This is a genomic window from Virgibacillus pantothenticus (assembly GCF_018075365.1).
GTDB lineage: Bacteria > Bacillota > Bacilli > Bacillales > Amphibacillaceae > Virgibacillus > Virgibacillus pantothenticus.
Map to the genome: position 1 here is coordinate 3,733,387 of NZ_CP073011.1, position 19,065 is coordinate 3,752,451.

Consider the following 19,065-nt stretch of genomic DNA (forward strand, 5'->3'; position numbering starts at 1 on the left):
TCTGCAAAAAAACTAACAATTGAAATAAATCAATTGTTAGTTTTCTATGATTTATTGATTTTAATCACTTTTAGATGCTGCTATCTCCTCTTCTCGCTCGGCTTTTAATTGAGCTTTATCTGTAGATCTAACAAATGGGTAATAAATTAGTACCGAAATAACTAGCGTAATAACCTGAATAACCGCACCACTTATTTTCCCTCCAGTTGCCAAGTAACCGCTAATAATTGGCGGCATCGTCCATGGCACAACAATTCCAGCTGTTTTTGCCACTAAACCTGTTGACATACCAATATATGTTATAATCGCTGTTGCTACAGGTGCTAAAATAAATGGAATAAGTAACTTAAAATTTAATACGATTGGTAAACCAAATAAAACTGGCTCATTGATGTTGAAAAATCCAGGAGCTACAGTAAGACGCCCCATTGCTTTATTGTTTTTTCCTTTTGCAAATAGAAACAAACAGAGGACAAGTCCTATTGTCGTTCCTCCACCACCTATCCAAACGAAATTGAGCATAAATTCATTCGTTATGATATTAGGTAGTTCTTGTCCGGCTTGGAACGCAATGCGATTAGCATCCGTATTTTGCAGCCAAACTGGTTGAATTACTGGATTTATTGTATTTGCACCATGAATTCCTACAAACCAGAATATCGAGTTGAAAGCAATAATTAATAATGTTCCCCATAAACTTCCACCTATTGCGCCTAACGGTTTACCTAAAGTATTGGTCAATAATGTATGGATGTTGTCTATACCTGTTGTGACAAGTAAATAATAAATGAAGCCCCAAGCCAAAACTACCATAAGGCCAGGCAATAAAGCTGCAAATGATTTCTCTACAGCGATTGGTACACCTTCTGGCATCTTTATTGTAAATTCTTTCTGAATAAAAAATCTAAAAATTTCAGCAGATATAAGTGCAACCACAATCGCTACAAATAGACCACTACTACCTACATAAATATATGGTATTCCTGACCCTGCGTCGGTTATTAGATCAGGTGTCACAATGATGAAAGCAGCTAAAGAGGTGATGCCAGCAGAAACTCCATCAACCTCATAATCTTCAGCTAGACTATGTGCAATTCCAAAGGCAGCGACTAGAGCCATAAGTCCAAAAGACCCGTTAACGATTTTATTAAATATATGCGCAACACCTATACTATCTAACCAATCAGGATAACCTTCTATTGGTAAATTTCCTAAGATGAGAAAAATAGAACCGATTATAATAAGTGGCATACTTAGCAAAATACCGTCTCGTAAAGCTCTTAAATGCCGTTGGTTACCTATGCGACCGGCTATCATTTCAATTTTTTCGAACAATTTAACTCACCTCATATAAAGTTATTGGTCGATACTATTTATAAATTGAAAGCTTGACCATGGTTTGATAAAGTCCAATAGAAAGACAGTCTCCTGTCTAAGATGGCCAACTACATTTCTATCTCCGTCGTTATCCATATCCTGTAAAGCAATTTGCGTTTCTCCTTTGTACTGACCAAAATTATTATTACAAATAACAACATCGCCCTTTTTAATTGGTACCGTATGATTAGGTTGAATGTCCGCTTCTCTATACTTCAATCGCGTAGTCGATGAGCGAATCATATATGCAGATCGATCTCCCCTATATTGATGTTCTTCATCAAGAATAATTTTTTTCTCTAGTTCGGTTACATTATCTGTTAATACTACTTCAAAGAAAGGATGTGTAGATAAATAAGCATCTGACATCATCTGCAATTCATCTTTAGTGGCGTAAGCATTTCCTATTAACAAATCATCAATCGTGCCCATTAATCGAAAATGTGTTACCTGGGTTTGAATAGATAGATTTCTATGTCGTTCAAGCGTACATAAGCCCTTTTGAACTGGCCATGGTCCAAGTTCTCCATGTTGTGAAGTTACAAATGCTGCTGTTTTTAAATCATACTGATTAAACATCTCTGTGGTCGTTTCAAAATGTTGCTGTGAAATACCAGAGTATTTTTGCGGGTAAAAGTTATGAGAAGCATATAACTTTTCCTTGTTCGGTTGATAGCTCATGATATTCTCTATATATTTTGTTCCACTACTCATGTTTACTTCAATAATTAAATCGTGTGGATTTTTTGTCATTCTTGTTTCTTCTAAACCAGTAAATCCGAGATCTAGACGTATGCCTGCTGCTCCCAAATCTTTAAAAAAACTGAGGTCATTATAGCTAACCCCCAATTGATTAAATAGCTTCGGATTAATATCTAAAATTGTTTCCATGCCAAGCGAATTACCGTGCTTTATAATTTTTCTAAACTTATTAACTACTTCATCGGCATTACCAGTAATCTCCAATAAGCTGGTGAAGATTCTAGTGAATCCAAATTGACTAGCGAGATTTAAATACTCTTTATCCTTTTCAAAGTTGCTACTAGATGGATAAATTGACACTCCTAATTGTTTCATGATAGCTCCTCCAAATATCTTTATTTATCTTTATATAAATCAATAAATTCTTCTGCTAAATCGCAGAAAGTGATTGCATTCATCAAATGATCTTGAGCGTGAACCATTAATAACGTTATTTCTATATTCTCTCCAGAGGCTTCTTTTGATAACAGACTTGTTTGGGAGTTATGTGCATTTTCCAATTCATTATGAGCTTCTTCCATTTTTTTATCTGCCGCTTTAAAATTTCCTTGTTTTGCCTCTTGTATCCCTTCCATTGCACAACTTTTTGCATTTCCACTATGCGTAATCAGTCCCATAATAGCTTGTAAATTTTTTGGTTCTTCCAAGGAATATCTTCCTTTCTTTATCCCTATTTATCAATTTCACTTGTTAATTGTAGAGCTAATTCTAAGACTTTCTCACCGTTCACTTGCCCATAGTCTTGCATATCTATAACAGCAAGTTTCGTATGCGTACCCGCTAGCTTCTTCTCATACTTTTTCTTTAAAAAGCGTACTTGGGGTCCTAGTAATAAGACATCTACATCTTCTTTAGCTATATATTTGTTAGCAGCGCTTGAGGACATTGCCTGAATTTTGACATCTATTCCCTTTTCCTTTGCTGCCTTTTCCATGTTTGTCATTAATAAACTAGTACTCATTCCTGCAGAACACACTAATAAAATATTGGCTTGCTTACTCATTTTAAAATCACCAACCCTTTCTTTTAATAACCTTATATATTTATCATAAGTGAAAACGTTAACAATTCCAGTTTCACTTTTTCCTTTAATCAACGGAAATAAATGTCATTTCATATTGGACCGTTTTAAAAAGAGCAAAGGCTCGGGGCGCCCGTTTAGCAACGTAGTGAATGGAACGAATCAACTAAAGATAAAGGAATCATGCCACTAAAAACAGGGGTATGCCGACGCCTGAGCGGCTAGCCCGTTTTTAGTCGGCCTTCCTCTTAGGGACGAACTGATGATGATTTATCGTAGGGCGCATTTCTAAAGTCGCATAGTTGCTGGGCGATGGAGCCGGACATACAAGCACCTAATTTTATTATTTCCTATAAGATTAAAAAGGTAAGCCAACACTCTATATTGGCTTACCTTTTTATCTGTTCGCTTAGTATTTCAGCTATTTGTTGCGGCGATTTACTATTTATTATTTCTCTTACAATTGAATTACTTTTAATGAGATGAATTAAACTTTCATACATACCGCTTAAATCCTCTGCACCATCTTTTTCTACATTTAGCAAACAAACAAGTTGCACCATATTTTGATTGTTCCACAATATTGGAGCTTTTAATGTACATATGGTCCAAAATGTTTTGCTAGTTTGAGGAGTTATCGGGTGTGGTATTGCTACCAAGTTTCCAAAATAAGTGGATGCCACAGACTCTCTCTTTAATACTAAAGTAGCGTAGTTTTTCTTAACAAGACCTTGTTCATATAATTTATTACATAAAAATTGAATAACAGCTTCCTGGTTTTTTAATTCTTCATGAACAAAAATTCTTTCTAGATCTATAAAAGAAAGTATATTATCACACGTGTTGACCTGGCTAGCAATAGTGTTAATGTCCTCATCTTTTAGAAAAGGATTGACAACAATAACTGGAGTCTTTAATTTTCTATTTATTGGAACAGTACTTATTATGAAATCAATACCAGCTAAAGAAAAAGAAGGCAGTTTATAGAAACTAATAGTATCTACTATCTCTATTTTCTGCCCAAACAAATCCTTTAATTGATAATATAAAAGCTTTGCACTTCCCACTCCTGTTGCACAAACGACTAATATCTTATATTTTTGTATTCCCTTTATTCTTTCAAGGGCTGCTTGAATATACATAGCAATATAAGATATTTCATGTTCATTAATTTCTTTATCGATGTACTTTTTAATACATCTACTTGCAACAATTGCACCTTCAAAGGCAAGAGGGTATGTCAGCTTTATGTCGTTTAATAAAGGATTATGAATATTCATACCATATTTTAACCGATTCATTACTGGTCCAAGGTGCGAAGATAGTCCCTGAATAAATTCCAAGTCAGAATAAAAGTCCCAATCATATATTTCCTTTAGCTCTATCACAATGTCTCTTACAATCTCATTCATGACGATAGAATCATTAGCATTCCTTTTATTAGAGAGTAATTTTGTACCTAACAGGTGAACTAAAATATACTCTTCTTCTGTTCTAGGGAAATTTAAACCTGTAAAACACTCTACTCTTTGGATAATTTTATTTGCGATACTTTTTTCAACTGTATATCCATCTGCTAATGGAATATTTAGTTGTTCAATAATAAAGTTGTCTTCGATACGCTTGCAAGCTATAGCTATATGAGTAGCCAAATTCTCCAATGTTAGGTCTGATATTTCAAAACTGTAATCATTCACTATCTCAATAATTATATCCTTTATTTTATTGAATAGATCCATATCTATGAATCTAAACCAAACTGTCTTTTCTCTAAAAACGTCATAGTTATCTAATATAGAATTTGATAAGCATAACCTTTTCATATATTCCTCACCATGAACCTTTTTTCCATAGTAAGGTTTACTAATACAAACCAACTGGAATTTTTCTAACTCCTGCTTAACTAGCTTCAAATCATTTTTTAACGTAGATCTTGAGACAAACAGTTCTTCTTCAAGCTTTTCCATTTTTATAAAATCTTTTGCGAGCAAAAGACGCTGTAACAAGTACTTCACTCTATTGCTTTGGAGGGTAAAACGATTATAATTAGTTAATGTGTCATCTTTTATATATATGTTTAGCGCCTCTTTAAATAGAGTAGGGTCAATTATTTTTAAGTCGTAACCTTTTCCTCGTATGGACTCAATTTCTATCCCGAGCGATTTACATTCCTTACGTAAATTATTTATTTCATTACGAACCGTACGATCACTAACATTCAGTTCTTTTGAGATCCAATTAGCTGTTATAGGTCCTTTGGATTTATTTAAAAGTAATAAAATGGTGCTTTGCCTTTTGTTAATTCCCATACATTATCAGCCTCCAATAAAACGACAAGCGCTATGTTATTAATATCAAATAAATGATTGCAAATGACAATAAGCGGAAACTTCGCGAAGTAGAGTTTTCCTCATCGCCTACTGATCAAAAGTAAAACAACTGCTAAACCAGCTTTTCCTGTGTGCAGAGCGTCGCTTACGTAACGTACCTTGTCATAAATGCAACAACCTCAGCAATTGGCTCTTACAGCCCCAACGAATCCGGAATTTAAGCGCCTTTATTTCCCACTTACGCTCTTTGTATATATAAAGTCCACCTAAGCAGTAGCTTACGGTACCTTACATCGGGGAAAAGTATAGTAACCCCGTTTTTAATAAGAATTTTTATATAATTCTATTTAACATAACTGTCCTTAAATCATCCACACGTGGTTAGGGATCGACGGTTTTACCTTACAATGGTAATACGAGTTCAAATCTAATGCCATTTAATTTTAATGGGTTTGTTACCGATATTGTTCCACCCAGCGATTCTATTAGTTGTTTAGTTATATATAAACCCAAACCTGAATTTCCATGGTTTGGTCTAGACGGATCTTCTCTATAGTGTTTTCTAAATATATTTTCCCAGTTTTCTTTTTTAATTCCTGCTCCCGAATTCTCTATTGCTAATAACAGATGATTATTTGTTTGTTCTATTGTAAACATGATTTCCCCGCCCTTAGGCGTATATTGGACTGCATTTGAAAAAATATTCTGCAAGATTCTGCTCATTTTTAAATAAGGGACAGTAATGTTTGAATCTGCTGTTGATTCGTAGGAATAGGTAATTGACTTCTCTTCTATTATTGATTTAAAATCATACTCTATTTCACTTATTAAATTGACTAACGTTGTCTCGTCCTTCATAGCAGTCGGATTTCTAATCCTACCTGCAATATTCATATTATCTAATAAGCGATTTGCTTTAATTATGTTCCGAGCAATTATCTCTACACTCATTTTTTGTTCTTCACTTAACGTCTGATCACTTGCTAGTGTTTCTGAGCACATCCCAATTAGTGTAATAGGTGTCTTTAAGTCATGTGATAAACTTGACATCATGACCGCCCATTCTGAATCTTTTTTCCAGTTCTCATATAATGATTTTTTTAATTCTCCTTGCATTTGTCTAAAAGACCGGGTTAACTGACCTATTTCATTTTTCGAATCGTATTTTAAATCAAAGTCAAGGTCTTTTTGACTAATTTTATGCGATGCCGCCATCAATTCTTCTAGTGGAGTCCTAATTTTGTTATATAACTTATTGATATAAAGTCTTGAAAAGATAATAAAATATATAATAGGCGATAGAAATATTAAAAAAATCATTCCTATCATCATATAACGATAATATTCATTTGAAAACGTTGGGTTCAATTGATAGGAGTATACCCATATTCCCTTTATTTCTCCGTGACTAGTTATCGGGAAAATTTTATGATAATATCCATTGCTATTTATAGTGGTATTAACAAGTTCTGGAATTGATTTATCATTAAACAGGGAATCAAATCTTTCAAAACCAGAAATCATTTCTCCATCCATTGAAAATTCACTTAAATACACACCTTTTTTCTGCAAAGTATTCTGTTTACTTAAAAACTGTTTTTCGTTTAAATACTTTGAAGTATTTTCTTTCATCTCAGTACTTGCTTCCATTGCTGCAATTTCTGCATGGTTAGCTGGTAACATTTCCCGCTGTAAGAATGTAATTATAATCACAAAAGCTATAACAGTTAATATAGTAGTGACAACTGTCCACAGAATACTCTTCGTGTAAAGATTTCTTATATCTTTACTTAGTGATTTTTCCACTGATAGCCGATCCCCCATACAGTTTGTAAATAGTCATATTTATAATTCACTTCCCCTAATTTATGTCTAATATTTTTAACATGCTCTACAACAGATTGTAAGCTTCCAATACCATCGATTCCGCTAATATGGTCATATATTTGTTCCTTAGTAAATACCTGTTTAGGAGAAGATAACAACAAAACCAACAATTCATATTCTTTTTTTGTGAATGGGATAGGTTTATTTTTATAGGATATTTGTCTCGATAGTAAATCAACTTCTAATTCATCGACCATAATATGTTTTCTTTTTTCCTTTTCATAAGAGTCAAGAAAACGAGCTTGCATATTAAAAATAGCTTCAATTTTTAAAGTTAATTCTTCTAGAGAAAAAGGCTTGGCGATAAAATCATCACCGCCAAGCGACAAAGCTTTTATACGCGTCATCTCATCTGATGCTGCACTGATAAATACAATTGGACAATCCACTTTCTGGCGAATACGCTCACACACTTCTAGTCCGCTCCATTTTGGCATCATAATATCCAGCAGGACAAGGTCAACGCTAGTATTTATTTGGTTAATTGCATCTTCTCCATCAGTCGCTTCCATGATTTGATAGCCTTTCTTTTGTAGATGCAAACGAATTAAACGCCGCATATCAGCTTCGTCTTCAGCAATTAAAAGTTTCCTATTCATTAATTTTTCTTCCCTCCCAACGGTTAAACCAATAGATAAGAGCAGCGAAAAGAAAACTGCAAAATAATACGAACAAACCTAAAATAAAAAATAAATCTTCATGTGATCTACCTACCACATATAAATATCTCGTTCCGTAGAGTAAAGGAACGTACATCCATATTGTGTCACCCAAACTATTTGCCCCAAATAGGATTAGAAATAAACTTAATAAGACCCCCATACCTAAACATAAGCTTGCATTTATTTTTAAAGCAACAAACCACATAATGATGATCATCGGTAAACAAAACAAAGTAGTGAAAAGTAAGTAGTAGCCAATATATTGATTATACGTACTGCTTACTAATAACCACAACGGCACACAACTAATGAGTGTGCTTATACCTACAGAAAGCCAAGTGACAAATACCATAGTTATCAACCATTTATCACGACGAGGTAACTGTAACAAATGATTAAAGTGCCCAATTTGTTCTTCATATTGAACATACAAACTAACCAATAAAGCAATTCCACAAGGCAACAAACAGTTATAAAATAATGCGTACATAAAATACGCTTGTTCCAGGTCATTATACCTACCTAAATACCAATATAGCACAAGCCCATATAAAATGGGAAAAGCTACCATTATTATTACCCAATTTGTACGAATTAATTTCAATGTTGTGGTTTTTAATAAGTTCATTTCATCACCTTTTTCTTAAATGCAAAAGTGGATAGAATGAACAGTAAAACAAAGTACAGTACGCTAATGACGATACTCACCCCTAATACAGTAGTATCCTGTAAATGGCTTCCAGGCGCAATGGCTGTACCATTCGGATGAATCCCCATCAATGCGGCTGGGATGCGAAGCATATTTGCCCAAGGAGTCCACCAAAATCTTGAATAAGGTGCTAACCAAATAACGCTAATAAAAGCTCCTAATAAATTAGTTATCATCGTTATAATCGTACCGAAATACTGTGAAAGAATAAAATTAAATGGTATTAGTGGCAGAGCGGCTAACGTGATTAAAGTAGTGGTATAAATGATCGTTAAAACATTAGGAACCTCACCATAAGTTAGTATCGAGCCCCCTACAGCAACGACAATAATCAGTATAGAAGATAGCGATTGATAAAATGCCATATTAATTATTTTAGAGTACCATGTCTTAGATAACGATAAGTTATTCGCAATGATCGCCTTATAATTTCCACTCTTTTTTTCCAAACTGATATTCAAGCTACATGCTATAGCTAATCCAATTGGCAAAAAAATCAAAGGCCATTGATTAAACATTTGTGCTAAATATCCATTAAATTTTCCTATTTTTGTGATAAACTGCGCAGTAAACATAGAAAATACTAAGAAAAATAATGGGATAATGAATAATAATCGTTTTGATATAGTTGCTTTCATTTTTATCCGTTCAGCTTTTAAGTACCCAATCATGTCATGATGCATCCCCTTTGGCTTACGGTAATATCAAAGAATGTTTTTTCTAAGTTTTCTTCATGGTTATTCTCTTTTTCATATTCTAAAGTTCCATTATGAATAATACCAATCGTATCTGATACCAGTTGAATTTCAGATAGAATATGACTAGAGATCATAATGGTAATACCGTTGTCTTTTAATTCGGTTAATAATGTACGTAACTCTTGAATTCCCATTGGATCAAGACCATTGCTAGGTTCATCAAGCACTAATAATTTCGGCTTTTTAATCAGGGCCATTGCAATTCCTAAACGTTGTTTCATACCTATAGAAAAGTTCTTCACTTTCTTTTTACCGGTGTTTTCCAATTTCATTTTAGCTAAAACAGGATTAATTTCATTTAATGGGATACCTTCTTGTAAACAAAATAGCTTTAAGTTATCATAAGCAGTTAGATTCCCATAAATAGCTGGACCTTCAATTAAAGAACCAATTTCATGTAAGTCATTTCTATTCCATTTATGTCCAGCAAACATTACTTCTCCAACTGATGGTCTAAATATACCACATATTATTTTCATTAATGTAGATTTGCCAGCGCCGTTCAATCCAAGCAATCCATAGATTTCACTGTATTTTACATGCATATTAATATTCGTTAAGACTTTCTCATCTTTGAACATTTTTCCTATATCTCGTGTCTCTAACATATATTTTGACATTAGATACCAAGCTCCTTTTCGTTGATATCTAAAGTCTACTATCAAATTATAAGGAATCTATAAGGAAAGGAGATTAGATGCTGTAAGATCTACTTCGAGGATGCCAAGCAGAAATATAAAGATTATTTAATTCTTTATTTAATAAGACTTCATGTGCTTCTCCTCTCCTTTTTGAGTGTGAATCATAAATTTGTTAACCATCGATAACCGACTATATACTACATACCTAACCAACCACCTAAGGATTTGATGTTTGGTTAATCTTTTTTTCACGTTATTATAGAGTTTAGGGAGCATATTATCATTGATAAGAAATAACGAGCCAATCTATACTGTATGGTGCTACGAGGAATATCGAATAATCTACCTATTTCTACAGCAGACAGTTGAAAAAAGTAATATAGCAGGACAGTAATAAGCTTTTTTGGTAAAGAAAGCATCACTTCAACCAAGAATTTCGGAGTGATTTTCTTTATCCAGCCACTTGAAAGCTTTGTCCTTTTTCTTCTTCCTATTGCTTAGCTAAGGTATAGAGTTGATTTTTTCTTCTTGTGGTGTAAGATCAGAAAATATCATTCCTTTACTTGCTCTCTTTTGTTGTAAATATTAATTGCTTCATTCTTCAATACACGTTTTACAAAAGGCATGAAAGGCACAACGAACTTGTCACTTGGTACGATCTGGTTCTATCATTCTTTTCTCTTCCTCCCAAACTGCAAAGGTAGGTGATGATTTCCCCTTTCATAGCCTCCACCCATTGGTTCTACATGCAAAAAAGAGCAATTTTTTGAAAGGAAGTCTTAGAATACACAAAAATGCCCAACTGAATAAAGTCAGCTGGGCTTGAAAGCAAAAGGTTTATGAGATATTGTATGTCAATAATGGTATTTGAGCTAAACCCCATAACAATTTAATTCTTTCTTGAATGTTAATCGAATCAAGTAAAAATTCACATAAAACCTATTTGCGTATTCAAATATCTACTCCCTTATATTCCCTCTATAGCTAACATCTTATTGGTAAAGCAATAACAATTTCACTCATTTTAAAACATCTCATATTGTCAATCACTATTCTACGCTTTTTAAGGCTGTCGCCATATCCATTTTTTTGACTTGTCTGGAAATAAACAGAGAAATTAATATAACATTAAATAAAACAATTAAGATTGCTGTTCCTATTCTTAGACTACTTATATGCATAAAAAATTGAGTAGTTGTAGAATTTGCTAACGCTACATAAGAATCTAAAAATAGTAATCCTAAGGGTATGCCTATAATCGTTCCCATAATCCAAGTAGCAATACTATCTTTTATAATTATTGACCGAATCTCGTTCAATCTAAAGCCTAAGACTCTCAAAGTAGCATACTCTCGATATCTTTCCGTAAAATTAAGTGCTCCTAGATTATATAAAATAAACCAACTTAGAAGAACCGCAAAAACGATAAGTAGAATAATAATACTCTGAAAAGAAGTCAAAACTTTATTTGCACTTTCCAAATTTTGCGCTAACGAATTTACTTGAACAACATCCTCGTCGTCAGATATTTTTTTAGATACTTTTTGTCCAGTTAAAACCGTAGTAGGAACATATAATTGTTCTAATTCTCCCCAATAATCTTTACTCATCACTATACCTTGAGGACTCCCTACTTTTAAGATTCCCGCAATAGGAACAATTAAATTTTGTTCAGAAAAATTACCAATAAGTTTTATCGAGTCACCCTTTCTCACATTTAACTGTTTTGATATATAATCAGAAATAAAAACACCGTCTTCTTTTTCTAAATTAACTGATTCATAATCCGTTGAATTAAAATTCATGTAAATACCAGGTTCAACAATTGTAATTAGCGACATCAAATCTTTCCTTGAAGTCGAAAGGTTTGCAGGTAATTGTTGAATAGTTTGATAGTCACCATTTAATTCAGAGTCCATCAAGTCCATAATAGATTTGTCTATAGTAGGGGATATTTTAATCTCATTTTTATATGACTGATCACTACCAAATGTCTTTTCATTGGAGTCATTTAAAGATTGTTGGATTCCTAATCCAGAAATTAAAAGCATTAATGAACCAATTACACCAAAGATACCAATCAAAGCACGTAATTTAGCTCTGGATATATCTCGTAAAACCCAACGCCAATCCCAAGACAAACTATCCCAAAGCCGCGGGAACATTTCAACTATATTTTTAGGTGTACGTTTGATTTTTTGTGGTTGCATTATTTTTGCTGGTGCATCTTTTAGTGTTTTTAAAATAGCAGTAATTCCTGCTATACTCCCTATTAATACTAATACGCCGAGCATTACCCAACTCCACTTCGAGGGAGTTACCTCCCAATATGGCATATTAAAAAGTGGTTTCTGTTTATCTAAAATAAGTGGTGCAATTGTCCTTGGTCCAAAGAATAATCCTATAGTTCCACCAAAAAGAGTTGGCAGAAAACCGTATTGGACATAATGGAGGATAATTTTAAACTTGCTCAATCCCAAAGCTCTCAAAAGACCAATAATACTTCTCTGTTTATTAACCAATCTTCTAATAGTTGTTTCTGTTGTTAAAATCACTAATGCGAATAAAACTGTGCAGAACATGATAGAAAGTTTTTTTACACTATTTTTTTTCTGAATAAACTCTGATACATTGTTTTTTTCATTCCTATTAGAAATATCAATTAATGAAGTACCTAAAACATCTTTTAAGTCTTCTTTTAAATCAAACTCTGAATACTCTTCATTTTTCGTAACCAATATTTGATTACTTGCGTTTTTTAAAGAAGGAATGGTTTTTGTGTTAGTTAATACATAACCGTATTTTTCATGATCTGCTACAATATCATTTGCTGGTCCTGTATATGCAATAAAGTTAGGACTGGCTACCAATCCTTTTATTAAATAACTTTTGGTTTCACCATTAACATTTAATTGAATATTCGAATCAACTTTATAATCGTTTTCTTTTGCAAAATTACTATCCAGCCAGATTCCTTTTGTTTGGGTAGAGAATTTGTCACCCTTAATTATTGCTGGCTTTGAAATTGTTCCATTATCTATTACCAATTGCAGCTGCTTCTTTGAAGAGGCTGTTCCAACCTTAACATTTAGATATTGTTGTTGCATAACCTGGTCAATTGATTTTTTATCTTTTAATTCTTGAAGTACTTTATTTTCTTGCTGATCCCTAATAGTAACCCATTCATCAGCCATATTAGAACTCTCTGACCATTTCTCAAATTTCTCTTCCATTCCTTGGCTTGCAGCTAACAATCCTGAAAAAATCAAGATGCTTAATAATGATAAAATAAATACTGAACTAAATTCGGAAGCATGAGAACGAAAATCTCTGAAATTTTTTTTTAGAAGATTTTTTAGCATTTTTACCACTCAATTTCACTAATTTTTTTAGGTCGGTCATTAAAGTTTATGGAATCTAAATACCCATCTTTAATTCTTATCACGCTGTCAGCAACTTCAGCGATTGAAGCGTTATGCGTGACAATAATAACCGTCTTGCGATATTTTAGTGACATATCTTTTAGTAATTGTAAAATTTTCCCTCCTGTTTTTGAATCCAATGCTCCAGTCGGTTCATCACAAAGTAATATTTCCGGATTTTTACAAATAGCACGAGCAATGGATACCCTTTGTAGTTCCCCTCCAGATAGATTTTGAGGAAAGCTTTTTAAACGATGACCTAGACCAACTGATTTTAAAATTTCTAAAGGGTCAAATGAATCTGGAGACATTTTTTCCACTAATTGAACATTTTCAAAAGCATTTAATGAAGGAATAATATTATAAAATTGAAAAACAAAACCAACATACCTTCTTCGATAATTGGTAAGTTCATATTCTTTCATAGATGAGATAGTTTGCTTTTGAATACTAATGGTTCCACTCGTCAAAGTATCCATACCCCCTAACATATTTAAAAGTGTAGTTTTCCCTGATCCACTAGGGCCTAGAATAACATTAAACGTACCCTCTTCTAAAGAAAAACTAATATCATTAAGAGCCCGAGTAGTAATATCTCCACTGTAATAATCTTTAATAATATTCTTAACTTCTACGAATGACATAACTATCTCCTTTCTCAAAACTATAGTTTCGCACCATATTTTATAGTTGTAAATAAGTTAATTTTTCAATGACTTTTTTTATATATTCAGTTGCTTCGATTCTATCTTGGTCTGGTTCAAGGTTTGCCAAAATACCATTTGCTCCATAAATGATGAAGTTCGCCAAAAAATCACATGAATCATTATTGAATATTGGAGATTCGGGAACAATCCTTCTTTCTAATAATTGATATAGCAACGTTTTTATCATTGTTTTCTCTGATTTAATTATCTTTTTCGAAGCACTTTCCAAAAGTTGTTTATTTTCGCCCTTCAATTGTAATTTCTGATATTCCAACGTGTCATTTCTAATCATAATGAGTAACTTTGAAATAGTAAGTAATACACTTTCATCCGAATTATCCATTTCTTGAAAGATTTTTTTTCTCTTTAAAATCGTTTCTTCAGCCATTTGATTAATCACAGCTTCATAAATCTCTTTTTTCGATTTAAAATAATGGTAAAATAATCCCGGCCCTCCCGAACTTTCTGTTTTATTGAGAATTTCACGAACAGTTACTTTTTCGTAACCTTTTTCTAAAAACAATTCCTTCGCTAATTCAATTAGCTCTTTCAGCCGTTCTTCTGGTTTCTTGACAGTTCTCACATTTAATACCTCCGATTTAGATATTGGTATTCTATTATTTATTTAATTTTTAGTTATTATTATTGCCTTCCTCTATTTAATTAACATTTCTTGCAAATGTTCTTGTTTTCTTAGAATTTCTCAAACACCTAATTAAGAATGGTGTGAGGTAGATATCTAATCGTTCAAAATACTGAAGATTTAAAGCATCTTTATCCCACCTAACGCCCAAATTGAAAGTATTTGGTTAAATATTGGTATAACTATGCGTTTTCGCCAAACTTGCTCACCCTTTATATATCACATGATTTTTATCCACACATTTTTTCGTCTTGCGTATCCACAAGGTGGTCGGAAAAGCTCCTATATTTAGATTCTATCAATTGAACGACGTTCGGTCAATGTTAAAGGGAATTTTTACTAAATGTTAAACCTTAAACGGTAACGATTAAACTGGAGGAATAAACGAACCAACGGTATAGGCTAAACAACGATATAAAAGTAATGAAGATAAAGATACCAGAGAAAAGAGTTTAGGAAAATAATCATAACAGATGAGCACTAATTTGTTATTAAAAGTAATATTGAATGGGATATTATGATAGGGTCAGTAATAGCAGCAATTTTAGCATGAAATGTGTTTTGAAAGGATATAGCATTAGGGAAACTATTTTTATTGCAGATGATTTCACTATATGAGGCATGAAGTACGCCGAGAAGTTCAAAGGGATTTGGATAAAAAGCCACGTTTTCTGATGAAACGTAGTAAAAAACTGTTATGGAAATCGGTATATAAACTGGATGAAGAAGAGTCAGAAAAGGTACAAAAACTCCTTGAGATTGATCCTAGATTACAAAAAGCATATGCACTTAAAAATAAGTTATATCAATGGTTTAAGAAAGCGATAAGGATAAAGCTAAAGCTGGATTAGAAGCATGTATGCAGGCGTTAAAAGAATAAGGTATGATTGATTCATTTCAACGTGTTTATCATACGTTTCAGCGATGGAAAACAGAAATCTTTCAATCATTTATATATCCTTTTAACAATGGATATATAGAGGGGGTAAACAACAAGATAAAGGTGTTAAAACATAAGTCCTATGGCATTAAAAAGGATTCACTAATAAACCTATTTAGATGGTAACGGAATAGGCCCTTGAAAATTGTATAAATACCCTTCATAGATGAATAGTCCTCCACCTACATTTCTAGCAGATACGTACCCCTCGAAAGACGCTCTATATTTAGTTGTTTGTATATACACCGTGCGTCCTTGATATGGAACCGGTCCGAATTCATGCCAAATTCTTGTAACCGGTGCCCATTCTGGATTAACTTCGCCTTCCTTTTCAACAGCCACACTTTCTTCTGCAAATACTGGATTTCCAAATGCGGAGAAACATAATAACGTAGAAAACATTAAAACAAATACCTTCTTTTTCATTTATTCACCCTCCCTTCCTATTAATATAGCAACTACACTTTACTAATATGGTAATTAATACTATTATAACATCAGAAAATTATTGGAATTCAAATAATATATTATAAATTTTGCATTCTAATTTATCAAACTATAATATTCCTCTACTAAATTTTGATAAATGGGTGCAAATATAACATAGATAAAACAATATCCAAGGGAGTTTTACAATTTTTTCAAGTTTTGGGGTCCGAGTAATTGATTATTTAATGAAATATATTGTGAGGGAAAATAGAAAACGGGGTAAAGGAATATTGGATAAAGAACACTGGACCACTATTGGATCCAGGCTGGATTCGTATTGAGTTTTGATTAACCTTAAATGATTGTTCTGCCTATTCGTGTTTCCCCCGCTCTTCCCTCAAATGTACCAACTATTTAGCAGTAGGTATCGACTTTTTAGCGTGAAGAAGTGGAAAACAACAGGGAGATAGTAGAGACTAATTTTTATAAATATCAACTCTACAGCAACACTCTTTGTAAAATTCTTACGTATATCAACCCTGTTCTACTCCTTCTTATCTCCTATTTTACTTAATATGGTTAAAATATTACAAACCAAACTAAATTTCTTTTCTCTACTATGTACAATTAAAATAAACTCTCCCTAAATCCCCCCTCAAACCCGCATTCCACCGTCAGAGTTAAAATAAAGTTTTCCGACTAAACCCTCTTTTTTCCCAATCCCGGTAGAAAATATGGCCGTTTTTCACCGCTTTTCCACCTTTTTTTTGTTTTAAAATAAAGTTCTCTCAAAAATAATGGAGAAAATTATGGAAGAGGAAAAGATAAAATATTGGATGTGATTTGTTATTGAGTTAAATATTGAGTGGGATATTGGTTGAACCCAGTGATAACAAGGAATAGAGAAAAAAGAAAAGGGAAGAAAAAGAACTCTTTTCTCCCCACTCTTTCATCTATTACCCAAGAAATTATTGGATTAGACCCCGAAATCGGAAATGTTTATTTTCACGAAATCGGGGTCTAAATCGGAATTGTTTATTTTACCGAAATCCAGGTCTTATTAGGAAAAGTCTATTATCACTGAGAAATGTTCTTTTTAGTTAGACATTTTTCTTTCTAGTAAAGACACTGCCTCCACATGATTCGTCTGTGGAAACATGTCAACTGGTTGCACTTCCTTTGTTTCATAGCCGCCTTCATCTAGTATTTTTAAGTCTCGAGCTAATGTAGACGGGTTGCAAGAAACATACACAATTCGTTTCGGTTGCATCTCAATCATTGCTTGCAGAAAGTCTCCATCACATCCTTTTCGTGGCGGATCAACGATGATAACGTCAGGATGCAATCCTTGTGCCTTCCACCATGGCATAACTTTCTCAGCTTCACCTACAACGAATTCAACATTGGTAATTCCGTTCAATTTGGCATTTCTTTTTGCATCGCTAATTGCTTCTGGAACAACCTCTATGCCGTAAACCTTTTTCGCCTGCTGCGCTAAAAATAATGAAATCGTACCGATGCCACAATACGCATCAATAACGACATCCGATGAATTAAGATTTGCATATTCCAAAGCTTTTTCATATAGCACTTTTGTTTGAGGGGGATTGACTTGATAAAACGACTTAGCAGAAATAGCGAATCGAATGTTACCAATCGTATCGTAAATATAGTCATCTCCCCAAATCACTTTCGTCTTTTTACCTAAAATGACATTCGTTATTTCCTTATTCACATTGTGAACAATCGATTTAATATGAGGATAGGTTTCTGTCAATGCTTGAATCAGCTTATCCTGTTCTGGAAGCTTGTCCGTTCGCGTTACGAGAACAATCATCGTATCCTTTGTTTCTCTACCGGTACGTACCATGATATGGCGCAACACCCCGCGATGCTTGGATTCATCATAAGCAGTGATTCCTAATTGGTTGGCAATCCGTCGCACTGCTTCTACCATACGATCATTGACTTCATCCTGAATGACACATGTATCCATATCTTCAATGATACGATGACTGCGTTTTTGAAAAAAACCAGTAATTAACTCACCGTTCTTTTCGCCAACCGGAATTTGCACTTTATTACGATAACGCCATGGATCCGTCATACCAAGTGTAGGATGAACTGGAACATGGCTCATATGGGCAATTTTACGCATCACGTTTTTTACTTGGTTTCGCTTCATATTCAGCTGCAGATCATAACTCATATGCTGCAATTGGCAACCACCACATTTATAATAAACATCACAAGGTGCTTCTACTCGATCTGGACTTGCTTGTTTTACTTCCAGAAGCTTTCCAAAGCCAAAATTTTTATTTACTTTTATGACTTTAACGAGAGCTTGTTCGCCTGGCAATCCATACGGTACAAACAGAGGGTAGCCATTTACTTTAGCAACTCCATTCCCTTCATGGGTCAAATCTTCAAATGCGAGCGTCAAGGTCTCGTTCTTTTTTACTGGTACTGCTTTTTTTGCCATGATTCTCTTCCTTTATAAGCTAGTTTGTGTTCCTATCTTATCATAGAAGTTAATGGTTACATAATGAATTCATGCACTTGGAAATATGTAACCATGTTATGTTATCTAAATTCACCTATTGATCTTCTGGCCGTTTCTCAACGAGCAACAAACTAAGCGTGGCAATTGGTCCTATAAATAGAGACAATAAAAACCAATTAACAGCTGTTCTATTCTTCCCTTGCGCTAACCCAGCATTAATTAACGCTAATGTCCCCCAACCGACATAAAATTCTCCGTTCAAAAGAATACCCCC

At 33.5% G+C, this 19,065-nt stretch carries 18 protein-coding genes; 2 read left to right on the plus strand and 16 right to left on the minus strand.

Annotated features, from left to right (window positions below; all coding sequences use genetic code 11):
* Positions 1-60 precede the first annotated feature (60 nt).
* From celB to KBP50_RS17385, 13 genes are all read right to left on the minus strand, one after another.
* Positions 61-1,335: a PTS cellobiose transporter subunit IIC gene (gene celB, locus KBP50_RS17325; protein ID WP_050351671.1), complete on the minus strand. Its 1,275-nt coding sequence runs from the start codon at positions 1,333-1,335 to the stop codon at positions 61-63.
* Positions 1,336-1,356: 21 nt separating this feature from the next.
* Positions 1,357-2,454 carry a DUF871 domain-containing protein gene (locus KBP50_RS17330; RefSeq protein WP_050351672.1) on the minus strand — a complete coding sequence of 366 codons (1,098 nt, stop codon included), beginning with the start codon at positions 2,452-2,454 and terminating at the stop codon, positions 1,357-1,359.
* 20 nt (positions 2,455-2,474) lie between these two features.
* Positions 2,475-2,756, minus strand: coding sequence for a PTS sugar transporter subunit IIA (locus tag KBP50_RS17335; RefSeq protein ID WP_077296879.1), 282 nt, complete (start codon positions 2,754-2,756; stop codon positions 2,475-2,477).
* A 53-nt stretch (positions 2,757-2,809) separates the two neighbouring features.
* Positions 2,810-3,142: a PTS sugar transporter subunit IIB gene (locus KBP50_RS17340; protein WP_050351674.1), complete on the minus strand. Its 333-nt coding sequence runs from the start codon at positions 3,140-3,142 to the stop codon at positions 2,810-2,812.
* Positions 3,143-3,549: 407 nt separating this feature from the next.
* On the minus strand, positions 3,550-5,469 hold the full coding sequence (locus KBP50_RS17345) for a BglG family transcription antiterminator (protein WP_050351675.1): 1,920 nt from the start codon (positions 5,467-5,469) through the stop codon (positions 3,550-3,552).
* 423 nt (positions 5,470-5,892) lie between these two features.
* Positions 5,893-7,296, minus strand: a complete 1,404-nt coding sequence (locus KBP50_RS17350; RefSeq protein WP_050351676.1) for a HAMP domain-containing sensor histidine kinase — start codon at positions 7,294-7,296, stop codon at positions 5,893-5,895.
* Positions 7,281-7,976 carry a response regulator transcription factor gene (locus tag KBP50_RS17355; RefSeq protein ID WP_050351677.1) on the minus strand — a complete coding sequence of 232 codons (696 nt, stop codon included), beginning with the start codon at positions 7,974-7,976 and terminating at the stop codon, positions 7,281-7,283. Before KBP50_RS17355 ends, KBP50_RS17350 begins: the two co-directional genes overlap by 16 nt.
* Complete coding sequence (locus tag KBP50_RS17360; RefSeq protein ID WP_050351678.1) at positions 7,969-8,667, minus strand: BsaG family lantibiotic immunity ABC transporter permease subunit; 699 nt, start codon at positions 8,665-8,667, stop codon at positions 7,969-7,971. Before KBP50_RS17360 ends, KBP50_RS17355 begins: the two co-directional genes overlap by 8 nt.
* A complete protein-coding gene (locus KBP50_RS17365; RefSeq protein WP_050351679.1) occupies positions 8,664-9,419 on the minus strand; it encodes a lantibiotic immunity ABC transporter MutE/EpiE family permease subunit in 756 nt (251 codons plus the stop codon). The genes KBP50_RS17360 and KBP50_RS17365 overlap by 4 nt, the downstream gene beginning before the upstream one ends.
* Positions 9,416-10,126, minus strand: coding sequence for a lantibiotic protection ABC transporter ATP-binding subunit (locus KBP50_RS17370; protein WP_050351680.1), 711 nt, complete (start codon positions 10,124-10,126; stop codon positions 9,416-9,418). Before KBP50_RS17370 ends, KBP50_RS17365 begins: the two co-directional genes overlap by 4 nt.
* A gap of 1,070 nt (positions 10,127-11,196) precedes the next feature.
* On the minus strand, positions 11,197-13,509 hold the full coding sequence (locus tag KBP50_RS17375; protein WP_050351681.1) for an ABC transporter permease: 2,313 nt from the start codon (positions 13,507-13,509) through the stop codon (positions 11,197-11,199).
* A gap of 2 nt (positions 13,510-13,511) precedes the next feature.
* Positions 13,512-14,213 carry an ABC transporter ATP-binding protein gene (locus KBP50_RS17380; protein ID WP_050351682.1) on the minus strand — a complete coding sequence of 234 codons (702 nt, stop codon included), beginning with the start codon at positions 14,211-14,213 and terminating at the stop codon, positions 13,512-13,514.
* A 40-nt stretch (positions 14,214-14,253) separates the two neighbouring features.
* The gene (locus KBP50_RS17385) at positions 14,254-14,859 is read right to left on the minus strand and encodes a TetR/AcrR family transcriptional regulator (RefSeq protein ID WP_050351683.1); all 606 of its coding nucleotides are present in this window, start codon (positions 14,857-14,859) and stop codon (positions 14,254-14,256) included.
* Positions 14,860-15,593: 734 nt separating this feature from the next.
* Here KBP50_RS17385 and KBP50_RS22535 point away from each other — a divergent pair.
* Positions 15,594-15,770: a transposase gene (locus KBP50_RS22535; RefSeq protein WP_250637876.1), complete on the plus strand. Its 177-nt coding sequence runs from the start codon at positions 15,594-15,596 to the stop codon at positions 15,768-15,770.
* Positions 15,771-15,802: 32 nt separating this feature from the next.
* Positions 15,803-15,985, plus strand: a complete 183-nt coding sequence (locus KBP50_RS22795) for a transposase (RefSeq protein ID WP_076362038.1) — start codon at positions 15,803-15,805, stop codon at positions 15,983-15,985.
* On the opposite strand, the gene KBP50_RS17400 is transcribed toward KBP50_RS22795, so the two are convergent.
* The 3 genes from KBP50_RS17400 to KBP50_RS17410 all read right to left on the minus strand — a co-directional run bounded on the left by KBP50_RS17400 (position 15,971) and on the right by KBP50_RS17410 (position 19,053).
* Positions 15,971-16,285 (minus strand): hypothetical protein, encoded by a 315-nt coding sequence (locus KBP50_RS17400; protein WP_050351684.1) that lies wholly within the window; start codon positions 16,283-16,285, stop codon positions 15,971-15,973. The genes KBP50_RS22795 and KBP50_RS17400 overlap by 15 nt on opposite strands.
* Before the next feature lie 1,099 nt (positions 16,286-17,384).
* Positions 17,385-18,770, minus strand: a complete 1,386-nt coding sequence (rlmD, locus tag KBP50_RS17405) for a 23S rRNA (uracil(1939)-C(5))-methyltransferase RlmD (protein ID WP_050351685.1) — start codon at positions 18,768-18,770, stop codon at positions 17,385-17,387.
* A gap of 115 nt (positions 18,771-18,885) precedes the next feature.
* Positions 18,886-19,053, minus strand: a complete 168-nt coding sequence (locus KBP50_RS17410; protein ID WP_169770794.1) for a hypothetical protein — start codon at positions 19,051-19,053, stop codon at positions 18,886-18,888.
* Positions 19,054-19,065: the final 12 nt, after the last annotated feature.

Coding starts and splice junctions, on each gene's coding strand:
- KBP50_RS22535 (WP_250637876.1), top strand. CDS start 15,594: ATGAAACGTAGTAAAAAACTGTTATGGAAATCGGTATATAAACTGGAT.
- KBP50_RS17335 (WP_077296879.1), bottom strand. CDS start 2,756: ATGGGACTGATTACGCATAGTGGAAATGCAAAAAGTTGTGCAATGGAA.
- KBP50_RS17345 (WP_050351675.1), bottom strand. CDS start 5,469: ATGGGAATTAACAAAAGGCAAAGCACCATTTTATTACTTTTAAATAAA.
- KBP50_RS17400 (WP_050351684.1), bottom strand. CDS start 16,285: ATGAAAAAGAAGGTATTTGTTTTAATGTTTTCTACGTTATTATGTTTC.
- KBP50_RS17330 (WP_050351672.1), bottom strand. CDS start 2,454: ATGAAACAATTAGGAGTGTCAATTTATCCATCTAGTAGCAACTTTGAA.
- KBP50_RS22795 (WP_076362038.1), top strand. CDS start 15,803: ATGATTGATTCATTTCAACGTGTTTATCATACGTTTCAGCGATGGAAA.
- rlmD (WP_050351685.1), bottom strand. CDS start 18,770: ATGGCAAAAAAAGCAGTACCAGTAAAAAAGAACGAGACCTTGACGCTC.
- KBP50_RS17355 (WP_050351677.1), bottom strand. CDS start 7,976: ATGAATAGGAAACTTTTAATTGCTGAAGACGAAGCTGATATGCGGCGT.
- KBP50_RS17365 (WP_050351679.1), bottom strand. CDS start 9,419: ATGATTGGGTACTTAAAAGCTGAACGGATAAAAATGAAAGCAACTATA.
- KBP50_RS17380 (WP_050351682.1), bottom strand. CDS start 14,213: ATGTCATTCGTAGAAGTTAAGAATATTATTAAAGATTATTACAGTGGA.
- KBP50_RS17370 (WP_050351680.1), bottom strand. CDS start 10,126: ATGTCAAAATATATGTTAGAGACACGAGATATAGGAAAAATGTTCAAA.
- KBP50_RS17375 (WP_050351681.1), bottom strand. CDS start 13,509: ATGCTAAAAAATCTTCTAAAAAAAAATTTCAGAGATTTTCGTTCTCAT.
- KBP50_RS17360 (WP_050351678.1), bottom strand. CDS start 8,667: ATGAACTTATTAAAAACCACAACATTGAAATTAATTCGTACAAATTGG.
- KBP50_RS17340 (WP_050351674.1), bottom strand. CDS start 3,142: ATGAGTAAGCAAGCCAATATTTTATTAGTGTGTTCTGCAGGAATGAGT.